This window comes from Tsukamurella pulmonis, assembly GCF_900103175.1.
In the GTDB taxonomy this organism is placed as follows: domain Bacteria; phylum Actinomycetota; class Actinomycetes; order Mycobacteriales; family Mycobacteriaceae; genus Tsukamurella; species Tsukamurella pulmonis.
On the sequence record NZ_FNLF01000002.1, the window covers coordinates 1016831 to 1031833 of the forward strand.

The 15003-nt window shown below is 71.9% G+C and carries 16 protein-coding genes; 6 read left to right on the forward strand and 10 right to left on the reverse strand.

What is annotated here, in order from left to right; genetic code table 11:
• Positions 1 to 239: 239 nt before the first annotated feature.
• The 4 genes from BLQ62_RS05145 to BLQ62_RS05160 form a co-directional block, all read right to left on the reverse strand.
• Positions 240 to 869 (reverse strand): LpqN/LpqT family lipoprotein, encoded by a 630-nt coding sequence (locus BLQ62_RS05145; protein ID WP_068533270.1) that lies wholly within the window; start codon positions 867 to 869, stop codon positions 240 to 242.
• On the reverse strand, positions 869 to 2509 hold the full coding sequence (locus BLQ62_RS05150) for a hypothetical protein (RefSeq protein ID WP_068566882.1): 1641 nt from the start codon (positions 2507 to 2509) through the stop codon (positions 869 to 871). Before BLQ62_RS05150 ends, BLQ62_RS05145 begins: the two co-directional genes overlap by 1 nt.
• A gap of 258 nt (positions 2510 to 2767) precedes the next feature.
• The gene (locus BLQ62_RS05155) at positions 2768 to 3421 is read right to left on the reverse strand and encodes a heme-binding beta-barrel domain-containing protein (protein WP_068533268.1); all 654 of its coding nucleotides are present in this window, start codon (positions 3419 to 3421) and stop codon (positions 2768 to 2770) included.
• A 113-nt stretch (positions 3422 to 3534) separates the two neighbouring features.
• Positions 3535 to 4554 (reverse strand): LacI family DNA-binding transcriptional regulator, encoded by a 1020-nt coding sequence (locus BLQ62_RS05160; protein WP_068566880.1) that lies wholly within the window; start codon positions 4552 to 4554, stop codon positions 3535 to 3537.
• A 131-nt stretch (positions 4555 to 4685) separates the two neighbouring features.
• On the opposite strand from BLQ62_RS05160, the gene BLQ62_RS05165 reads away from it, so the two are divergent.
• From BLQ62_RS05165 to BLQ62_RS05185, 5 genes are read left to right on the forward strand one after another with little or no spacing between them, the layout of a single operon-like run.
• A complete protein-coding gene (locus tag BLQ62_RS05165; protein WP_068566878.1) occupies positions 4686 to 5684 on the forward strand; it encodes a substrate-binding domain-containing protein in 999 nt (332 codons plus the stop codon).
• Positions 5685 to 5687: 3 nt separating this feature from the next.
• Complete coding sequence (locus tag BLQ62_RS05170) at positions 5688 to 6641, forward strand: ABC transporter permease (RefSeq protein ID WP_068566876.1); 954 nt, start codon at positions 5688 to 5690, stop codon at positions 6639 to 6641.
• A complete protein-coding gene (locus BLQ62_RS05175; RefSeq protein ID WP_068533255.1) occupies positions 6638 to 7426 on the forward strand; it encodes an ATP-binding cassette domain-containing protein in 789 nt (262 codons plus the stop codon). The genes BLQ62_RS05170 and BLQ62_RS05175 overlap by 4 nt, the downstream gene beginning before the upstream one ends.
• Positions 7416 to 8243 (forward strand): PfkB family carbohydrate kinase, encoded by an 828-nt coding sequence (locus BLQ62_RS05180; protein ID WP_082756651.1) that lies wholly within the window; start codon positions 7416 to 7418, stop codon positions 8241 to 8243. The genes BLQ62_RS05175 and BLQ62_RS05180 overlap by 11 nt, the downstream gene beginning before the upstream one ends.
• Positions 8225 to 8848, forward strand: a complete 624-nt coding sequence (locus BLQ62_RS05185) for a nucleoside/nucleotide kinase family protein (protein ID WP_115391392.1) — start codon at positions 8225 to 8227, stop codon at positions 8846 to 8848. The genes BLQ62_RS05180 and BLQ62_RS05185 overlap by 19 nt, the downstream gene beginning before the upstream one ends.
• A 28-nt stretch (positions 8849 to 8876) precedes the next feature.
• Here BLQ62_RS05185 and BLQ62_RS05190 read toward each other — a convergent pair whose 3' ends face one another.
• Positions 8877 to 10463 (reverse strand): MFS transporter, encoded by a 1587-nt coding sequence (locus tag BLQ62_RS05190; RefSeq protein WP_231857653.1) that lies wholly within the window; start codon positions 10461 to 10463, stop codon positions 8877 to 8879.
• Positions 10464 to 10602: 139 nt separating this feature from the next.
• On the opposite strand from BLQ62_RS05190, the gene BLQ62_RS05195 reads away from it, so the two are divergent.
• Positions 10603 to 11253: a TetR/AcrR family transcriptional regulator gene (locus BLQ62_RS05195; protein ID WP_068566872.1), complete on the forward strand. Its 651-nt coding sequence runs from the start codon at positions 10603 to 10605 to the stop codon at positions 11251 to 11253.
• A gap of 24 nt (positions 11254 to 11277) precedes the next feature.
• On the opposite strand, the gene BLQ62_RS05200 is transcribed toward BLQ62_RS05195, so the two are convergent.
• The 5 genes from BLQ62_RS05200 to BLQ62_RS05220 all read right to left on the reverse strand — a co-directional run bounded on the left by BLQ62_RS05200 (position 11278) and on the right by BLQ62_RS05220 (position 14882).
• Positions 11278 to 11946 (reverse strand): alpha-ketoglutarate-dependent dioxygenase AlkB family protein, encoded by a 669-nt coding sequence (locus BLQ62_RS05200; protein ID WP_068566870.1) that lies wholly within the window; start codon positions 11944 to 11946, stop codon positions 11278 to 11280.
• A 1-nt stretch (position 11947) separates the two neighbouring features.
• Positions 11948 to 12643, reverse strand: a complete 696-nt coding sequence (locus BLQ62_RS05205; protein ID WP_068566867.1) for a 2OG-Fe(II) oxygenase — start codon at positions 12641 to 12643, stop codon at positions 11948 to 11950.
• Complete coding sequence (locus BLQ62_RS05210) at positions 12640 to 13245, reverse strand: methylated-DNA--[protein]-cysteine S-methyltransferase (protein ID WP_082756650.1); 606 nt, start codon at positions 13243 to 13245, stop codon at positions 12640 to 12642. The genes BLQ62_RS05205 and BLQ62_RS05210 overlap by 4 nt, the downstream gene beginning before the upstream one ends.
• Positions 13242 to 13712: an RNA polymerase sigma factor gene (locus BLQ62_RS05215; protein WP_068566865.1), complete on the reverse strand. Its 471-nt coding sequence runs from the start codon at positions 13710 to 13712 to the stop codon at positions 13242 to 13244. Before BLQ62_RS05215 ends, BLQ62_RS05210 begins: the two co-directional genes overlap by 4 nt.
• Positions 13713 to 13838: 126 nt before the next feature.
• Entirely contained in the window at positions 13839 to 14882 is a 1044-nt protein-coding gene (locus BLQ62_RS05220) for an alpha/beta fold hydrolase (RefSeq protein WP_068566863.1), read from the reverse strand.
• Between the last annotated feature and the right edge of the window lie 121 nt (positions 14883 to 15003).

Sequence of the window (15003 nt, forward strand, 5' to 3'; positions counted from 1 at the left end):
GTTCGCGCTACGGATAATTCCGTTGCCGCCGCGGCGGCGCGGGCGTAGCGTCGAAGACGTCAACGAAAGGAGGTGGTCCGAGAAATGGTGAATTTCAGGACTGAGGAGGTGGCCGCCGCCTGACGGCGGTCGCCCACCTGGAATACGGCAGGCCCCGGGAGCGCGTGATGTTCACGCACCCGGGGCCTGTTGCGTTTCGGGGCCGGCCATCGCGATGACCGGCCCCGCGCGATCGGCGGTCACGCCGCGCTGATCTTCAGCCCGTCGTCGAGGATCTGCACGTCGCCCCGCAGGTCGTTCGCCTGCTTCGCCGTGGTGGTCACCATCAGCTGAACCGCGAGCCGCTGGCCGGCGCCGGACCAGAGGACGTACTTCGAGGACACGTTCAGGCGCAGGCCCTTGTCGTCGTAGGTGCCGGTGATCGTGGACGACGGCGCGCCGTCGTACTCGCCGACCTGCACGGACTCCTGTCGGAATCCGGGCAGGCGCATGGTGTCGACGGGGCCGCGCCGAACGGCTTCCGCGGCGTCGAACTCGCCCACCAGCCGATGCACGATCACGGTGGCGTTCGGTGCGAAGCCCTCGTCGACGGCCCGCGTGTTCGCGATCACGGCGAACGTGTTCGGGAGCTGGAAGGCGCTGTCGACGAACCAGTTCGGCGGCTGTTGGACCGCGATCCGAACCCCTTTCAGATCGGCCGAGGTCTGCGCCGTCACGCCGACCCCGTGCGATTTGAGGTACTGATCGAGCGTCATGTCGGCGATCACCGACGACGACGGCGCTGCCGGGGGTTCGGTCCCGCCGTCGGAGCATCCGGCGGATCCGAGCAGGGCGCCGAGCACGAGGATCGCGGCGATCGCGACGCGCATCAGGCCGCCTTCGCCAGGGTGACGCCGATCAGCCCGCCGATCGAGCCGATCGCGAGGTTCGCGGCACCGCCGATGCCGCCGCCGATGGTGCGTCCGAGGAGCTCCGCCGTCGGTCCGACGATCCTGGGCAGCCCCGGAACGTCGAACGGCGAAGCCCCGACCGTGGCGATCAGCTCGCCGATCGCGGCCCCCAGCGACGGGAACTGCGAGGCTGCACCGACGACCGCACCGGCGGGCCCGGCCTGATCCGCGCCGGCGACGCCCGCCTCGATGCTCGACCGTAGGGCCGCGAGCAGCGGAGTTCCTGCGACGGCGGAATCGATTCCGCCACCGATGATCCCGCCGATGCCGTTGCCGGCCGCCGCCGCCCGGAAGCCGCCGGTCACGCCGTCGCCGATCACGTCGCCGACGACGCCGCCGATCGACCCGCCGATCCGAGCGCCCGCGTAGGGGAGGCCCGCGGCGAGGAAGGGCACTGCGACGATGCCCACGCCGGTGGCGGTGGCGGCCGCCGAGGCGATCGCCGCCAGGGAGGTCCCGATCGCCGCGCCCACCGCAGTGCCCGTGGTACCTGCAACGGTCTTGGTCAGGGGGCCGAGCACCTGCTCGGCCGAGGTCAGGACCGCGGTGCCGAGGCCGGGGAGGCTGCGCGCCAGCTCGCTGGTCGCGCCGTGCACCGCTGCTCCGGCGACGGCGACCCCTCCGCCGATGAGGTCGAACCCATGGCTCCAGCCGAGTAGTTCACCTGCGGTTCCCTCCGCTGCTCCGGCTGCCACAGCGGCGATGGTGGAACCGATCGATGCTCCGAGCGTCCTCGCGGGAGTCGCGAAGTCCGCTCCTCCGACCACGCCGACGAGTCCGCCGGCGCCGGTCCCGACCAGGCCACCGAGGGAGCCTCCGATGGCCTGGGCGAACTGGACGAAGGGGCTGGCGGCGGGGGCGGCGACCGCCGCGGCCCCGGCCGTCCTCGGTGCGAGGTCGGTGACCGTGGGCTCCGGCGTCCCGGCCGGCGTCGACGGTGCTGCGGCGTCCGTTCCCGGAGCGGTCGGTGACGCGGTGGTCGGGGCGGGAGCGGTCGCGGGCGTGGTGGGGGCGGAGCCCGTCGTGGGCGCTTCGCTCGTGGTCGCCGGCGCACCCGGCGCGGTCGTCGGCGCGACAACGGTCGCTCCGGCCGCGGCCGAACCCTCCTCGGCCGCGCGGGTGGGTTCCGGTGCGCTCGTGGCCGATCCGGTCGGCTGCGCCGGTGTTTCGGCGGTCGGCGTGCCTTCGTGCGTGCCGGTCCCACTCGGCGCGGTGACGTCCGGTGCGCCCGTGGCCGATCCGGTCGGGTCCGTCGGTGTTTCGGGGGTCGGGGTGTCCTCATGCGTGCCGGTGCCACTCGACGTGGTGGGATCCGCTGCGCTCGTGGCCGATCCGGCTCGGTCGGTGGAGGAGTCGCCGGTCGCGGTGTCCCCCTGTCCGCCGTCCGAGGCGGCACCGTCGGTCGGGTCACCCGCGGTGAGCACGTATTCGATGCTCGGTGCGGTCCGCTCGGCGGTGGGCGGTACGGCCAGGTGGGCGCCGACCACCCCCACCACGGTCGCGGCGGCGAGAAGCGACGTCAGCGCGCCACTGCGGATCGAGTTCCATGTCAGTGTCATGAGCGGCCCCAGGTCTTCGAGGTCTGGCGGAGGAGTTGCCAAGGCCGGCACGACATTTCACTGTGCAATATCAACAACCAGAGTTGTCGTTCAACCAAGGTTGGCAAATCGTAAGCCGGGAGGCGCGCGCTCCGCCATCCGAGAAGGATGTGAGGGTGGTCTCATCCGTCGCGACGGATGAATCGAGTCGGCGACCCGGCGTGTGCAGCCGGTGTGATCGTCGCGCTCCGTCCCGACGGACCGCGGCTCCGCGTGCGGTTATCCCGCGTAGCGGCCCAGCTTGGCGCTCAGGCGGGGGATGAGCTCGCCGTCCGCGTCGACGCGCTCCTCGACGTAGGCCAGGGCGCCGCCCTGCTCGACGAGGCCGTACAGGCGCTTCGAGGCGCCGGCGAGCGGCGAGGTCTTGGAGCGGATCACCACGTCCGCCTCGAGCTCCCACGCCGTCTGGGAGACGGGCTTGCCGTAGTACAGCTCGACGATGCCGCTGGCGTGCGTGACGACGAACTCGATCTCGTCGTCCTCGCCGATGCGCCAGAAGCCGGCCTCGCGCAGGTCGGGCTCGGAGAACTCGCCCTGCTCGTCGAGCTTCCACGAGCGGGACTCCCAGGACAGGAAGTTCTGGCCGTCGTGGCTGACGATGATCTGCTGGCCGAAGTGGTAGTCGCCGGAGGCGTCGTGGCCCTCGCCCTCGCCGCGCCAGATGCCGACGAGGGGGAGCAGGCCCAGGAGGCCCGCGTGCAGGTCCGGGCCCTGCCGCAGATTCGCCGTGTCGTCGGCGAGCGGCAGCCCGGGGAGGTTCGAGATGTTGCGCGCCGAGGTGCTCTCGGCGCGCTCGATGGCGGCGTCGAGCGCCTCCTGACCGGAACCGGCAGGAGCGGCGGCCTCGGCCGCGGGCGTCGCCTCGTCGCTCACGGGCCTACTGACCGTCGGTGAGGACGCGGTACATCACGAAGACCGCGAACGCGAAGATCGCGACCGACGCCACCGCCATGAGGATCTCGAAGAAGATGACCATGGCCTCGATACTAACCCCCGGCTCGTGCGCGCTCGCAACCGCACGAGTCGCGGTGGTGGAAGGCGGTGGGCAATCTCTCGACCCGCCGCGGACCGTCGAATCCCCCGATCCGGTCGACGAGCAGGTCCACGCACCGGCGGCCGATGGCCTCGACGTCCTGCGCCGCGGCCGTCAGGCCCGGTGAGAACAGGTCCGACCACTCGAAATCGTCGTACGCGACGAGGGCCACGTCATCGGGCACCCGCAGGTCGAGGTCCCGGAGGGCGCGCAGCGCTCCTACCGTCATCTCGTTGTTGAGCACCACGAGTGCGGTGGGTTGCGGCGCCCGGCTGCCGAAGATGGCGAGGGTCTGCGTGTGGGCCTCGTCGGCGCGGGAGTCGCCGCACCGCACGTGCCGTGGCGCCGCGCGCAGCCCGGCCGCGGCCATCGCGTCCCGGAAGCCCTCGATCCGCTCCTCGGTGGACTGGATGCCCGGCCGGCCGGTGAGGACACCGATGTGCCGGTGCCCGCGCTCGACGAGGTGGGTGGTGAGCCGGGCCACGGGCTCGGCGCCCTCCGAGGCCACCTGGTCGACGTCGGCGGGGGAGAGCCGGTCGATGAGCACGACCGGGGTCCCGGTGGCCGCGATCGCCGGGATGGCCCGCCGCTCGGAATCCGGGGCGGGGGCGATGATCAGGCCGTCCACCCGTCGGTCGAGGAGGGAGCCGACCAGCTGGTACTCGATCTCGGTGTCGTCATGGGAGTCGCCCATCATCAGCGTGTAGCCGAGCTCGCTCGCGCGCGATTCGATCGCTCGCATCAGCGGGCCGAAGTACGGATTGCGCCCGGCGGCGATGCTCAGCGCGAGGACGCCGGACCGCGAGGTGGCGAGGGCCGCCGCGAGCGCGTTGCGCCGGTATCCGGTGGCCGCGATCGCCGCGAGGACCGCGTCCCGGGTGCGGGGGTCCACCCGCCGGGTCTCGTTGATCACGTGGGAGACGGTGCTGATCGACACGCCGGCGGCGGCGGCGACGTCGGCCATGGTTCCCATCCGCCCAGTCTGCCGCCGCGAAACGGGGCACGCAAGCGTTTGCGCAAACCCTTGCGCACCGTTCAGCAGCGGGTATAGCGTCCCCCTCACGCGGAGTCGTGTGACCTGCAACACAGTCGATCGGAGTTCTCATGTCGAACCGGAAGAGCCTGCGCATCGCGGCGGTGTGCTGCGCCCTGACCGTCAGCGTCACCTCGGTGGCCGCCTGCAACCGCGACGGCGGTTCGTCGGGCGGGGTGAAGGTGGGTCTGGTGACCAAGACCGACACGAACCCGTTCTTCGTCAAGATCCGTGAGGCCGCCGAGAAGCAGGCGCAGGCCAAGGGTGCGAGCCTCGTGGCGCTGGCGGGCAAGTTCGACGGCGACAACGAGGGGCAGGTCGCCGCGATCGAGAACCTGGTGAGCCAGGGCGCCAAGGGCATTCTCATCACCCCGAACTCGTCGACCGGCATCCTCGCCGCGATCAAGAAGGCCCGCGACGCGGGCGTCGTGGTGATCGCTCTCGACACCGCGACGGACCCCGCCGATGCCGTCGACGCGACCTTCGCCACCGACAACAAGGAGGCGGGCCGGTTGCAGGGCGCGTGGGTCAAGGCGACCCTCGCCGACCGCCCGGCCAAGCTGCTGATGCTCGACGGGACGCCGGGCAGCACCGTCTCGGACTACCGCCACCAGGGCTTCCTCGCCGGGATGGGCCTGACCGAGACCAGCCCCGAGGTCGCCGGCAAGGAGAACACCAACGGCGATCAGACCAAGGCGCAGACCGCGATGGAGAACCTGCTGCAGCGCGTCCCGGATGCGAACGCGCTGTACACGATCAACGAGCCCTCCGCCGCCGGCGGCTACGAGGCGGCCAAGAAGGCCGGCAAGGCCGCTCAGCTCGTGATCGGATCGGTCGACGGCAGCTGCACCGGCGTCGCCAACGTCAAGTCCGGCATCATCGGCGCCACCGTGCTCCAGTTCCCGGGGAAGATGGCCGAGCAGGGCGTCGACGCGGTGGTCGCCTTCGCCCAGGACGGCACCAAGCCCACCGGATTCCACGACACGGGCTCGCAGCTCGTGACCGACAAGCCCGTCCCCGGTGTCGAATCGAAGGACACCGCCTGGGGCGCGCAGAACTGCTGGGGCTGACGCGTGTCGGCACTGACCTTCCAGCGGCTCCTCCGGGAGCCGCTGGCCGGCCCGCTCGCCGCGCTCGTCGTGGCCTGCGTGGTCTTCTTCATCCTCACGCCCCAGTTCGCGACGGGGTACAACATCTCGCTGATCCTGCAGCAGTCCATGGTGATCGGGATCCTCGCCGTCGCCCAGTCGCTCATCATCCTCACCGCGGGGATCGACCTGTCCATCGGCGCGACGTGCGTGCTCGGCACCGTCGTCCTGGCCAAGGTCGCGGGCACCGATCCCGTGCTGGCGATGGTGGCCGCGCTCGGCGTGTGCCTGCTCATCGGCGCGATCAACGGTGCGCTCGTCACGGTGATCAAGCTGCCGCCGTTCATCGTCACGCTCGGCATGTTCACCATCGTCGCGGCCGCGACCCAGCTCTACGCGGGATCGCAGACCTACCGCGTGGCCGACGGCCCGCTCACGTTCCTGGGCAAGGGCTTCGACGTCGCGGGCTTCCCTCTCACGCTGGGCCTGCTCGCGCTGCTGGTGGTCTACGCGGTGGCCTGGTACGTGCTCAACCGCACCGCCACCGGCCGGCACGTCTACGCCGTGGGCGGCAACCCCGTCTCCGCCTCGCTCGCCGGCATCAAGACATCCAAGACGGTCTTCGGCATCTACCTGGCGTCCGGGCTGATCGCCGCGATCGCCGCGTGGGCCGCCCTCGGGCGCATCCCCACCGCGGACCCGAACGCCTTCCAGACCGCCAATCTCGACACCATCACCGCGGTCGTCATCGGTGGCACCAGCCTGTTCGGCGGTCGGGGCTCGGTACTGGGCACGCTGGTTGGCGCGCTCATCGTCGGCGTGCTGCGCAACGGCCTCACACTGGTGGGGATCGACAACCTGTACCAGAACATCGCGACGGGCGTCCTCGTGATCGCCGCCGTCGCGCTGGATCAGCTCTCCCGCAGGAGGTTGCAATGAGCGAGCGGGTCCCGGTGCTCCAGGCCCGCGGCCTGGTCAAGCACTACGGGCAGGTGCAGGCCATCGCGGGCGCCGACTTCGAGCTCCGCGCGGGCGAGGTGCTCGCCGTCATCGGCGACAACGGCGCCGGGAAGTCCAGTCTCATCAAAGCCCTGTCGGGAGCGCTGATCCCGAACGAGGGCGAGATCCTGCTCGACGGTGCGCCCGTGCATTTCCGCAGCACCCTCGACGCCCGCAACGCCGGCATCGAGACCGTGTACCAGGACCTCGCCGTGATCCCCGCGCTGGACATCGCGGCCAACGTCTTCCTGGGCCGCGAACTGCGCAAGCCCGGGGTCCTCGGCTCGGTGTTCCGCCAGCTCGACCGCCGCGCCATGCGCGAGGCCGCGGCGGGCCACCTCGCCGACCTCAAGATCGGCATCACCTCCCCGACGCAGGCCGTCGAGACCCTGTCCGGCGGGCAGCGGCAGGGCGTCGCGGTGGTGCGTGCGGCCGCCTTCGGCAAGAAGGTGATCATCATGGACGAGCCCACCGCGGCCCTCGGCGTGCGCGAGTCCGGCCAGGTCATCGACCTCATCCGGCAGATCCGTGACCGGGGCACGCCGGTGATCCTCATCAGCCACGACATGCCGCACGTGTTCGAGGTGGCAGATCGCATCCACGTGCACCGGCTCGGTCGGCGCGCCGCGGTCGTGGATCCGAAGCAGCGCAGCATGTCCGAGGTGGTGGCGCTGATGACGGGCGCGCTGGCCCCCACCGACGAGGAGGCGGCCGGTGGGCCGTAGCGGGCCCCGGGGCCTGTTCGTGGGGCTCGCCACCGTCGACGTCCTCTCCCGCGTCGCCGAGACGCCGCCCCGCAACGGCAAGGTCACCGCCGTGCGGCAGGACGTCGCCGGGGGCGGCCCCGCGCTCAACGCCGCGGCCGTCTTCGCCGCGCTGGGCGGCCGTGCCGTGCTCGCCGCGCCGGTCGGCGAGAGTGCGCTCGGCCGCGTGGTGCACGAGGATCTCGCCGTCTGCGGGGTCGAGCTCATCGACCTCGCGCCACCGGGATTCGCGCCGCCCGTCTCGTCGGTGACGGTGCACGCCCCGTCGGGCGACCGCCAGGTCGTCTCGTTCGACGGGTCCGGGTACCCCGACGCCGTGCCGCCGATCCGTGCCGACGACGTCGACGTGGTCCTGCTCGACGGGCACGGGCCCGCCGCGGCGCGCGCGGCGATCCGCAGCGCCGTCACGGCAGGCGTACCGACGGTGCTCGACGCCGGTCGCTGGCGGCCCGTCTTCGCCGAGCTCCTCCCGCTCGCCACGCACGCCGTGTGCTCCGCGGACTTCGCGCTGCCGGACTCGGTGCAGCGCCCCGCGGTGTTCGCGGTGACCGACGGGGCGGGGCCGATCCGGTACCACGATCACGGGGCCGTGGGCACCGTCGAGGTTCCGCCGGTGCCGGTGGTCGATACGCTCGGAGCGGGCGACGTGCTGCACGGCGCGTACGCCTTGGCGATCGCGCGAGGCGAGTCGGTCCGCGACGCACTGCGGTTCGCGGCGGGGCACGCCTCCGCGAAGTGCCGGTATCCGGGGGTGAGGGCGTGGCTGGAGACGCTGTGAGCGACGAGCTACTCGCTCGCGCACGGGAACTGATCGCGCGACCCGGCCGCGCGCTGCTCGGCATCGCCGGGGCGCCCGCGTCCGGCAAGTCGACGCTGGCGGAGCGGCTCGTCGCGGCGCTCGGCGATGCCGCGGTGCTGGTGCCCATGGACGGCTTCCACCTCGACGACGCCGTGCTGCGCCGGCACGGCAGCTGGGAACGCAAGGGCGCCATCGACACCTTCGACGACGCGGGCTTCGCGGAGCTGCTGCACCGCGTGCGCGCGGCCGAGGGCACCGTCTACGCGCCGCGCTTCGACCGTGGCCTCGAGGCGTCGATCGGCGGCGCCATCGAGGTGGGGCCCGATGTCCCACTCGTGGTCACCGAGGGCAACTACCTGCTCGCCGGGACCGGCGCCTGGCCGCGCGCCCGGGCGGCGCTCGACGAGGTGTGGTTCCTCCGCATCGACCCCGCGCTGCGCCGCGAGCGACTCATCGCGCGGCACATGCGGTTCGGCCGCGGCCCCGAGGAGGCCCGCGCGCGGGCCGACGGCACCGACGAGACCAACGCCCGGCTCATCGAGGCCACGGCGGAGCGCGCCGACCGCATCGTCGACGGGACGTAGCCCCGGCGACGACGCGGCCGCACCCGGTTCACGCCGGCGCGCACTCCTCGGGCGCGGAGGCCGTCGAAGCGTCGACCGCAACGGCGTCGACCGAGGCGGGCGGCCGTCGCGGCGCGAAGAGGAAGGACGTGAGCGCCGCAACGGCGACGATGACGGCGACCACGGTCATGGAGGCGGACAGGCCGTCCATGAAGGCCGTCCGGACGGCGTCGGCGAGCTGGGCGCCGGCGGTCCCGAGCCGTTCGGCGACGGCCAGGCCGCCCGCGGCCGACTCGTGCGCGGTCTCCGCCGCCTCGGGCGGAAGCCCGGTGAGGTCGGGCAGGTTCGCCGTGTAGGTCGAGCTGTACACCGCACCCATGAGGGCGATACCGATGGCCGATCCGACCTCGCGCGTGGTGTCGTTCATGGCGGAGGCCACGCCCTGCTTCGCGATCGGCAGGGAGCCGACGATCGCGGTGGTCCCGGTCGAACTGGCAAGTCCGATGCCGACGCCCGCGATCATCAGGCCGCACAGGAACGGGAGGTAGCCCGAGCCGGCGTCCATCCGGGAGACGGTGACGAATCCCGCGGCCAGGAGCACCAGGGCCAGGCCCATCGTCACGTTCATCCCGAGACGGTCGACGACCCTGGGGGTGGCGAGCGAGACGGGAACGACGACGGCCGCGACGGGGATCAGCGCCACGGCGCTGTGGAGCGGGCTGTATCCGAGGATGAGCTGGAGGTACTGCAGGCCGACGAAGAGGAAGCCGAACAGCGCCATGAACTGCACCACGACCACCACGCCGCCGGCCCGGAAGCCGGAGATCCGGAACAGGCGCGGGTCGAGCAGGGGGTGTTCGGTGCGCGTCCCCGCGATCGCGTAGCCCGCGAAGGCGACGACACAGACGGCGAGCGAGGCGAGGACGATCGGTTCGGTCCAGCTCGTCTCGTTGCCCTCGATGATCGCGAAGACGAGCGTTCCGATGCCCACCGTGGTGAAGAGGGCGCCCAGCAGATCGGGACGGTGCGTCTCCTCCTCGCGGGTGTTCCGGGCCAGCAGGAGCGCGGCGATCCCCGCGGCCACGGCCATCGCCGCGCTGACGTAGAAGATCGAGCGCCACGACCACACCTCGAGCATCGCGCCGGCGCCGACGAGGCCGAGGATCGCTCCTGCCGAGGCGAAGCCGGACCACACCGCGACGCCGCGGGGCCGCTGCTCCTCGGGGAAGGTCGCGGTGATGGTCGACAGGGTGCCGGGCATGATCATCGCCGCGCCCAACCCCATCACGATCCGCCACGCGATCAGCTGGTCGGCGGAGTCCGACAGCCCGGCGAACAGAGCGCCGACCGCGAAGACGGCGGTGCCGACGACGAGGACGTTGCGCCGGCCGAGCCGGTCGCCGAGCGCGCCGAGCGGCAGCACGAGAGCGGCGAGCGCCACGGTGTACGCGTCGGCGATCCAGGTCAGTTGCGCGTTGTCGGCACCCAGCGTGACCGCGAGCTCGGGCATCGCCAGATTGATCGCGGACACGGACGCCACGACGAGGACCAGCGCCAGGCACATGGAGAACAGGACGCCGGCGGTCCCGGTGCGATCGCCGGGCTGTGCGCCGGCGATGGGGGGATGAGTGGTCACGGGTGTGCCTCCGACATTCAATGATGATCAGTTCATAACTGACGAAATCTTCACACAAGGACCGACGGGTGTGCAAGACTTGTGACGGACAACGTCAGAAGTGATGTCTTCATCACTGCGCTCGGATGAAGGAGGATCGATGGCCGGCACGGGCTCGGCGGCGCCGACCAGTCGCCTCGAACAGCGGAAGGTGCGCACGCGCGCGGCGCTGATCGGGGCGGGGCAGCGACTCCTCGCCGAGGGGCGGACCGACGTCGCGGTGTCGGCCATCACCGACCTCGCGGACGTGGGTCTGGGGTCGTTCTACAACCACTTCGCCACCAAGGACGAGCTCTTCGCCGCGGCGAGCGAGACCGCGGCGCGGGAGATCGTGGCGGGACTCGGCGAGCTCACCGGGGAGGTCACCGATCCGGTCGAACGCTACGCGGCGTGTCTGCGTCTGGTCGGCCGGATGCACCGCCGGCTGCCGCAACTGAGCGGCATCCTGCTCCGCTCGGGCGCCCCGATGCTCAGCGTCCGGGGAGAACTCATGCAGTTCCCCCGCCGCGACCTGCTCGATGCGATCGAGCGGGGCCGCTTCACGGTGGCCGACCCCGACCTGGCGCTCGCCGCGACGGCGGGGGCGATGCTCATGCTCGGGCAGCTCCTCGTCGACGATCCCGACCGCGACGATGCGGCCGCCGCCGACGCGATGACCCGCACCCTGTTGGTCGGCTTCGGCGTCGACGCCGCCGAGGCGGAGCGGATCTGCGCGCTGCCCCTGCCGGATGGGCCCGACGCGGCGTCGTGACGCCGCCGGAGCCGGTGAGCGCCGTCAGCCGGCCATGCCGGTCTCCCGCAGGGTCAGGTTGATCCGGCCCGCGTCGAGGCCGCAGCCCGGCGGCGCCGTGCCGGGATGGATCGCGGTGACGCCGTGGAAGGCGAGCCGGGACGGGCCGCCGAAGACCACGAGGTCGCCGGACTCCAGCGTGACATCGGTGTACGGGCGGTTGCGGTCGTCCGTGTTGCCCAGCCGGAAGGTGCAGCTGTCGCCGATCGACAGCGAGACGACGGGAGCGCGGGAGACCTCGTCCTTGTCCTGGTGCATGCCCATGCGCGCGTGCTCGTCGTAGAAGTTCACGAGCGCCGTGTCGGGCGTGTACCGCTCCACCTCGCCGGCGTCGTGCCCGGTATCGGCCAGCGCCCGCCGGCCGGCCCGCACCAGCCAGTCCGGGAACGGCAGCACCCGTGCGCCGTTCACGTCGGTGGCGTCCCGGGTGTACCGGTACGGCTGCCAGTGCCAGCCCAGGCACACGGTGCGCACCGACATCGGGTGGCCGCGCACCGTGGCGGCGCGGATCGGCACGGGGCCCGCCGCCCACTCCCGGAACCGGTCGGCGATCCACGCCTGGCGATCGAGGTCGAGCCAGCCGCGGATCAGCGAGGCCCCGGGCGCGAGCGCCACCGGCGTCCGATCGGGTGGGAACAGCATCGGGGAATCCATGTCACGCCGCGTCGTGGAAGACGAGGGCGAGCGTGTGCCGTTCGCCGGAGCGGACCGTCGAGACGCCGTGCCGCACCGGCGCCGCCGACCAGCCGCGCGCGGAGCGGACCGGGCGGTCGCGGGTGGTGAAGACGAAGCCGTGCCCGCGCGGCAGGGTGAACGACGTGCCGCGGGACTGCGCGCGGGGCCGTTGCTCGAGCAGGAGGAACTCGCCGCCCTCGTGATCCACGCCGGGATCGTTGAGCGCGATCACCACCTGCAGGGGGAAGACCCACTCGCCGTAGAGGTCCCGGTGCAGCGCGTTCCAGTCGCCGGCGCGGTACTTGAGCAGGATCGCCGTCGACCTCCGCTGGCCCGCGTCGTGGCACATCGCGAGCCACTCGTCGAGGTCGTCGGGCCACGGCGCCTCCCGGCCCAGCCGACCCCACCAGTCGCGCGCGATGGGCAGTAGGTGCGGGTACAGCGCGTGCTTGAGCTCGTCGATCGGCTCCGGGTAGGGGCGCTCGAAGTACCGGTACTCGCCCGCGCCGAACCGGTACCGCTCCATGTCGATGGTGCTGCGGAACAGCTCGTCCCGCGGGTACAGCCCGCGCAGCTCCGTCGTGCGCTCGTCGGACAGCAGGCGCGGCAGCAGCGCCCCGCCGACCGAGTCCAGCTCGGCGGCGATCGCATTCCAGTCGGCGGCGATCGCGGTCATGCCGCCGACTCCAGCTCCAGCAGAGCTGCTTTCGCCTCGACGCCGCCGACGTACTGCCCGATCCCGCCGTCGGACTTCACCACGCGGTGGCAGGGAACCACGACGGGCAGCGGGTTCGTCGCGCAGGCGGTGCCGACGGCGCGGACCGCCGCCGGGCTGCCGACCAGCTCCGCCACCTGCTTGTAGCTCAGCGTGGTGCCGTAGCCGATGTCGGGCAGCCGGCTCTGCACCAGTTGCCGGAAGCCGTGTGAGAGAGCGTGATCGAGCGGCAGGTCGAACGCGGTGCGCGTCCCGGCGAAGTACTCGTCCAGCTCGCGCGACGCACGGTCGAGCCGCTGTGGGGCGCGGAGGATCCGCGGGCTCACCTTGTGCGCCAACGCCTCCAGTACGGCGTCGTGATCCTCGCGGGCGTACGCCACACGGAGTAGGCCGCGCTCGGTCGCGGCCAACAGCAGCGGACCGACGGGGGAGTCGACCGTGGTGAACGCGACGTCGAGCAGGTCCTGCGCCGCCGCCCGCGTCGCCAGCCCGGCTCGCAGGCGGGCGAGGGCGTCGCCGTCGGTGTCGGCCGTGGCGGCCAGGAGATCGGTGATGTCGTTCATGCGAGGTCCTCCCTCGTGGTTCTCGTGCGCAGTGTCTTGAGGCCGTCGGCGGCGGCGCGGCGCGCGGCTTCGACGGTGCCGCCGAGGATCTCGGCGATCTCGGCGTAGGGCAGGTCCGCCGCGTAGCGGTACGCGAGCGCCTGCCGCTGCTTGTCCGGCAGGGCGGCGACGGCGAGCCAGAGGTCACCGTCGGGCAGGGCGGAGGCGACGGGACGCTCCGGCACCGCGTCGACGGGCACGGCCCGGCGCTGCGCCGCCCGCACCTGGTCGATGGCCCTCCGGTGCGCGATCGTCACCAGCCAGGCCTCCACGTTCGCCGACTCCGGCAGCTCCGGGTAGGCGCGCAGCGCGGAGAGGAAGGTCTCCGACCACGCGTCCTCGGCGTCGTGCGGGCCCAGAATCGCGCGGCACACGCGCAGCACCGTCGCGCCGTGCTCGTCGACGATGCGCGCGAACGGCGCCTTCACGCCGTCCCCGGACGCGCCCGCGCCGTACTCGATCCGATCATCATGGTCTCTCCTCGTTCTCGATCCTGCCCTGTAGACGCTGCGGGCGGGCGGAACGTGAGATTCGATCTTCAGGAGAGGTGCGGGCTACCCGGTGTAGCCGGGGCGGGCGAGGAGTTCCCGCAGGCCGGCGTCGATGAAGGCCGTGTCGACGGGGTTGGCACCGCCGCCTGCGAAGTGGCCCCACACGCCCGGGATCACCCGCACGTCGCCGTGCTCGATGAACTGCGAGGCCCAGACCTCGTCCTCCGGCGGGAAGTAGAGGTCCTTCTCCGCCGGCATCGCCAGCAAGGGGCATTTGATGGACCGGAGCGCGGCCTCGTGGTCACCGTCGAACCCGGGGGTGTTCCCGACGTTCCCGGCGTGCCAGGTGCGGATCATCGCGATGAGGTTGTTCGGATCGCGGCCGTCGCGGAAGAACTTCTCCCAGAAGCCGTAGAGGAAGTCGTCGAGCGAGGTGAAGCCCAGCTCGCGCCACGTCTCGTGCCAGTAGAAGGCCTGGGAGAAACCCCACCCGGCGTAGATCCGGGCGAACGCGCGCAGCCCCTTGATCGGCGGCCGGATGGGGTAGTAGTCGCCGTCGGCCCACGCGGCGTCCGCCTCCAGTGCCGTGCGCAGCGACTCCAGGAACACCTGGTTGTGCGGGGCGGTGCGGCTGGAGCCGCAGAACGGCGCCGCGCGCTGCACCATCTCCGGGTGGCTCACGGCCCACTGGTAGGTCTGCCCCGCGCCCATCGACCAGCCGGTGACCAGCGCGATCGTCGAGACGCCCCACTTCTCGGTGAGCAGCCGGTGCTGCGCCTGCACCTGGTCGTAGAAGGTGACCAGCGGGAACCGGGCGTGGTCGTACGGCGCCCCCGCGTTCGAGGGGGACGTCGACAGACCGTTGCCCAGCATGTTGGGAATGACGATGAAGTACTCGTCCGGGTCCAGCGCCTTGTCGGTGCCGACGAGCCACTCGTTGTCGGTGTGCCAGCCCGAGTACCAGGTGGGGTACACGATCACGTTCGACTTCTCGGCGTTGAGCGTGCCGAAGGTCTTGTACGCGAGCCGGGCGCCGCGCAGGGTGTGGCCGGACTGCAGGGTGAGGTCGCCGAGGTCGAAGTACTCGGCGTCGGTGGGAGCGGGCACTCGGACTCCTCGGGTAGCGGTTGCGCGACGTAATACCGTTCCGGTACTGATTGTCGACGCTACCCGTCCGATTTCCGCCGGGCAGCGGAAACGGAAAGGGCGCGCACCCGGTAGCCGGATG

Bases quoted from the DNA above. Each gene is read 5' to 3' on its own strand.
- BLQ62_RS05150 (WP_068566882.1), bottom strand. From the start codon at position 2,509: ATGACACTGACATGGAACTCGATCCGCAGTGGCGCGCTGACGTCGCTT.
- BLQ62_RS05175 (WP_068533255.1), top strand. From the start codon at position 6,638: ATGAGCGAGCGGGTCCCGGTGCTCCAGGCCCGCGGCCTGGTCAAGCAC.
- BLQ62_RS05200 (WP_068566870.1), bottom strand. From the start codon at position 11,946: ATGGATTCCCCGATGCTGTTCCCACCCGATCGGACGCCGGTGGCGCTC.
- BLQ62_RS05210 (WP_082756650.1), bottom strand. From the start codon at position 13,245: ATGAACGACATCACCGATCTCCTGGCCGCCACGGCCGACACCGACGGC.
- BLQ62_RS05160 (WP_068566880.1), bottom strand. From the start codon at position 4,554: ATGGGAACCATGGCCGACGTCGCCGCCGCCGCCGGCGTGTCGATCAGC.
- BLQ62_RS05145 (WP_068533270.1), bottom strand. From the start codon at position 869: ATGCGCGTCGCGATCGCCGCGATCCTCGTGCTCGGCGCCCTGCTCGGA.
- BLQ62_RS05195 (WP_068566872.1), top strand. From the start codon at position 10,603: ATGGCCGGCACGGGCTCGGCGGCGCCGACCAGTCGCCTCGAACAGCGG.
- BLQ62_RS05165 (WP_068566878.1), top strand. From the start codon at position 4,686: ATGTCGAACCGGAAGAGCCTGCGCATCGCGGCGGTGTGCTGCGCCCTG.
- BLQ62_RS05205 (WP_068566867.1), bottom strand. From the start codon at position 12,643: ATGACCGCGATCGCCGCCGACTGGAATGCGATCGCCGCCGAGCTGGAC.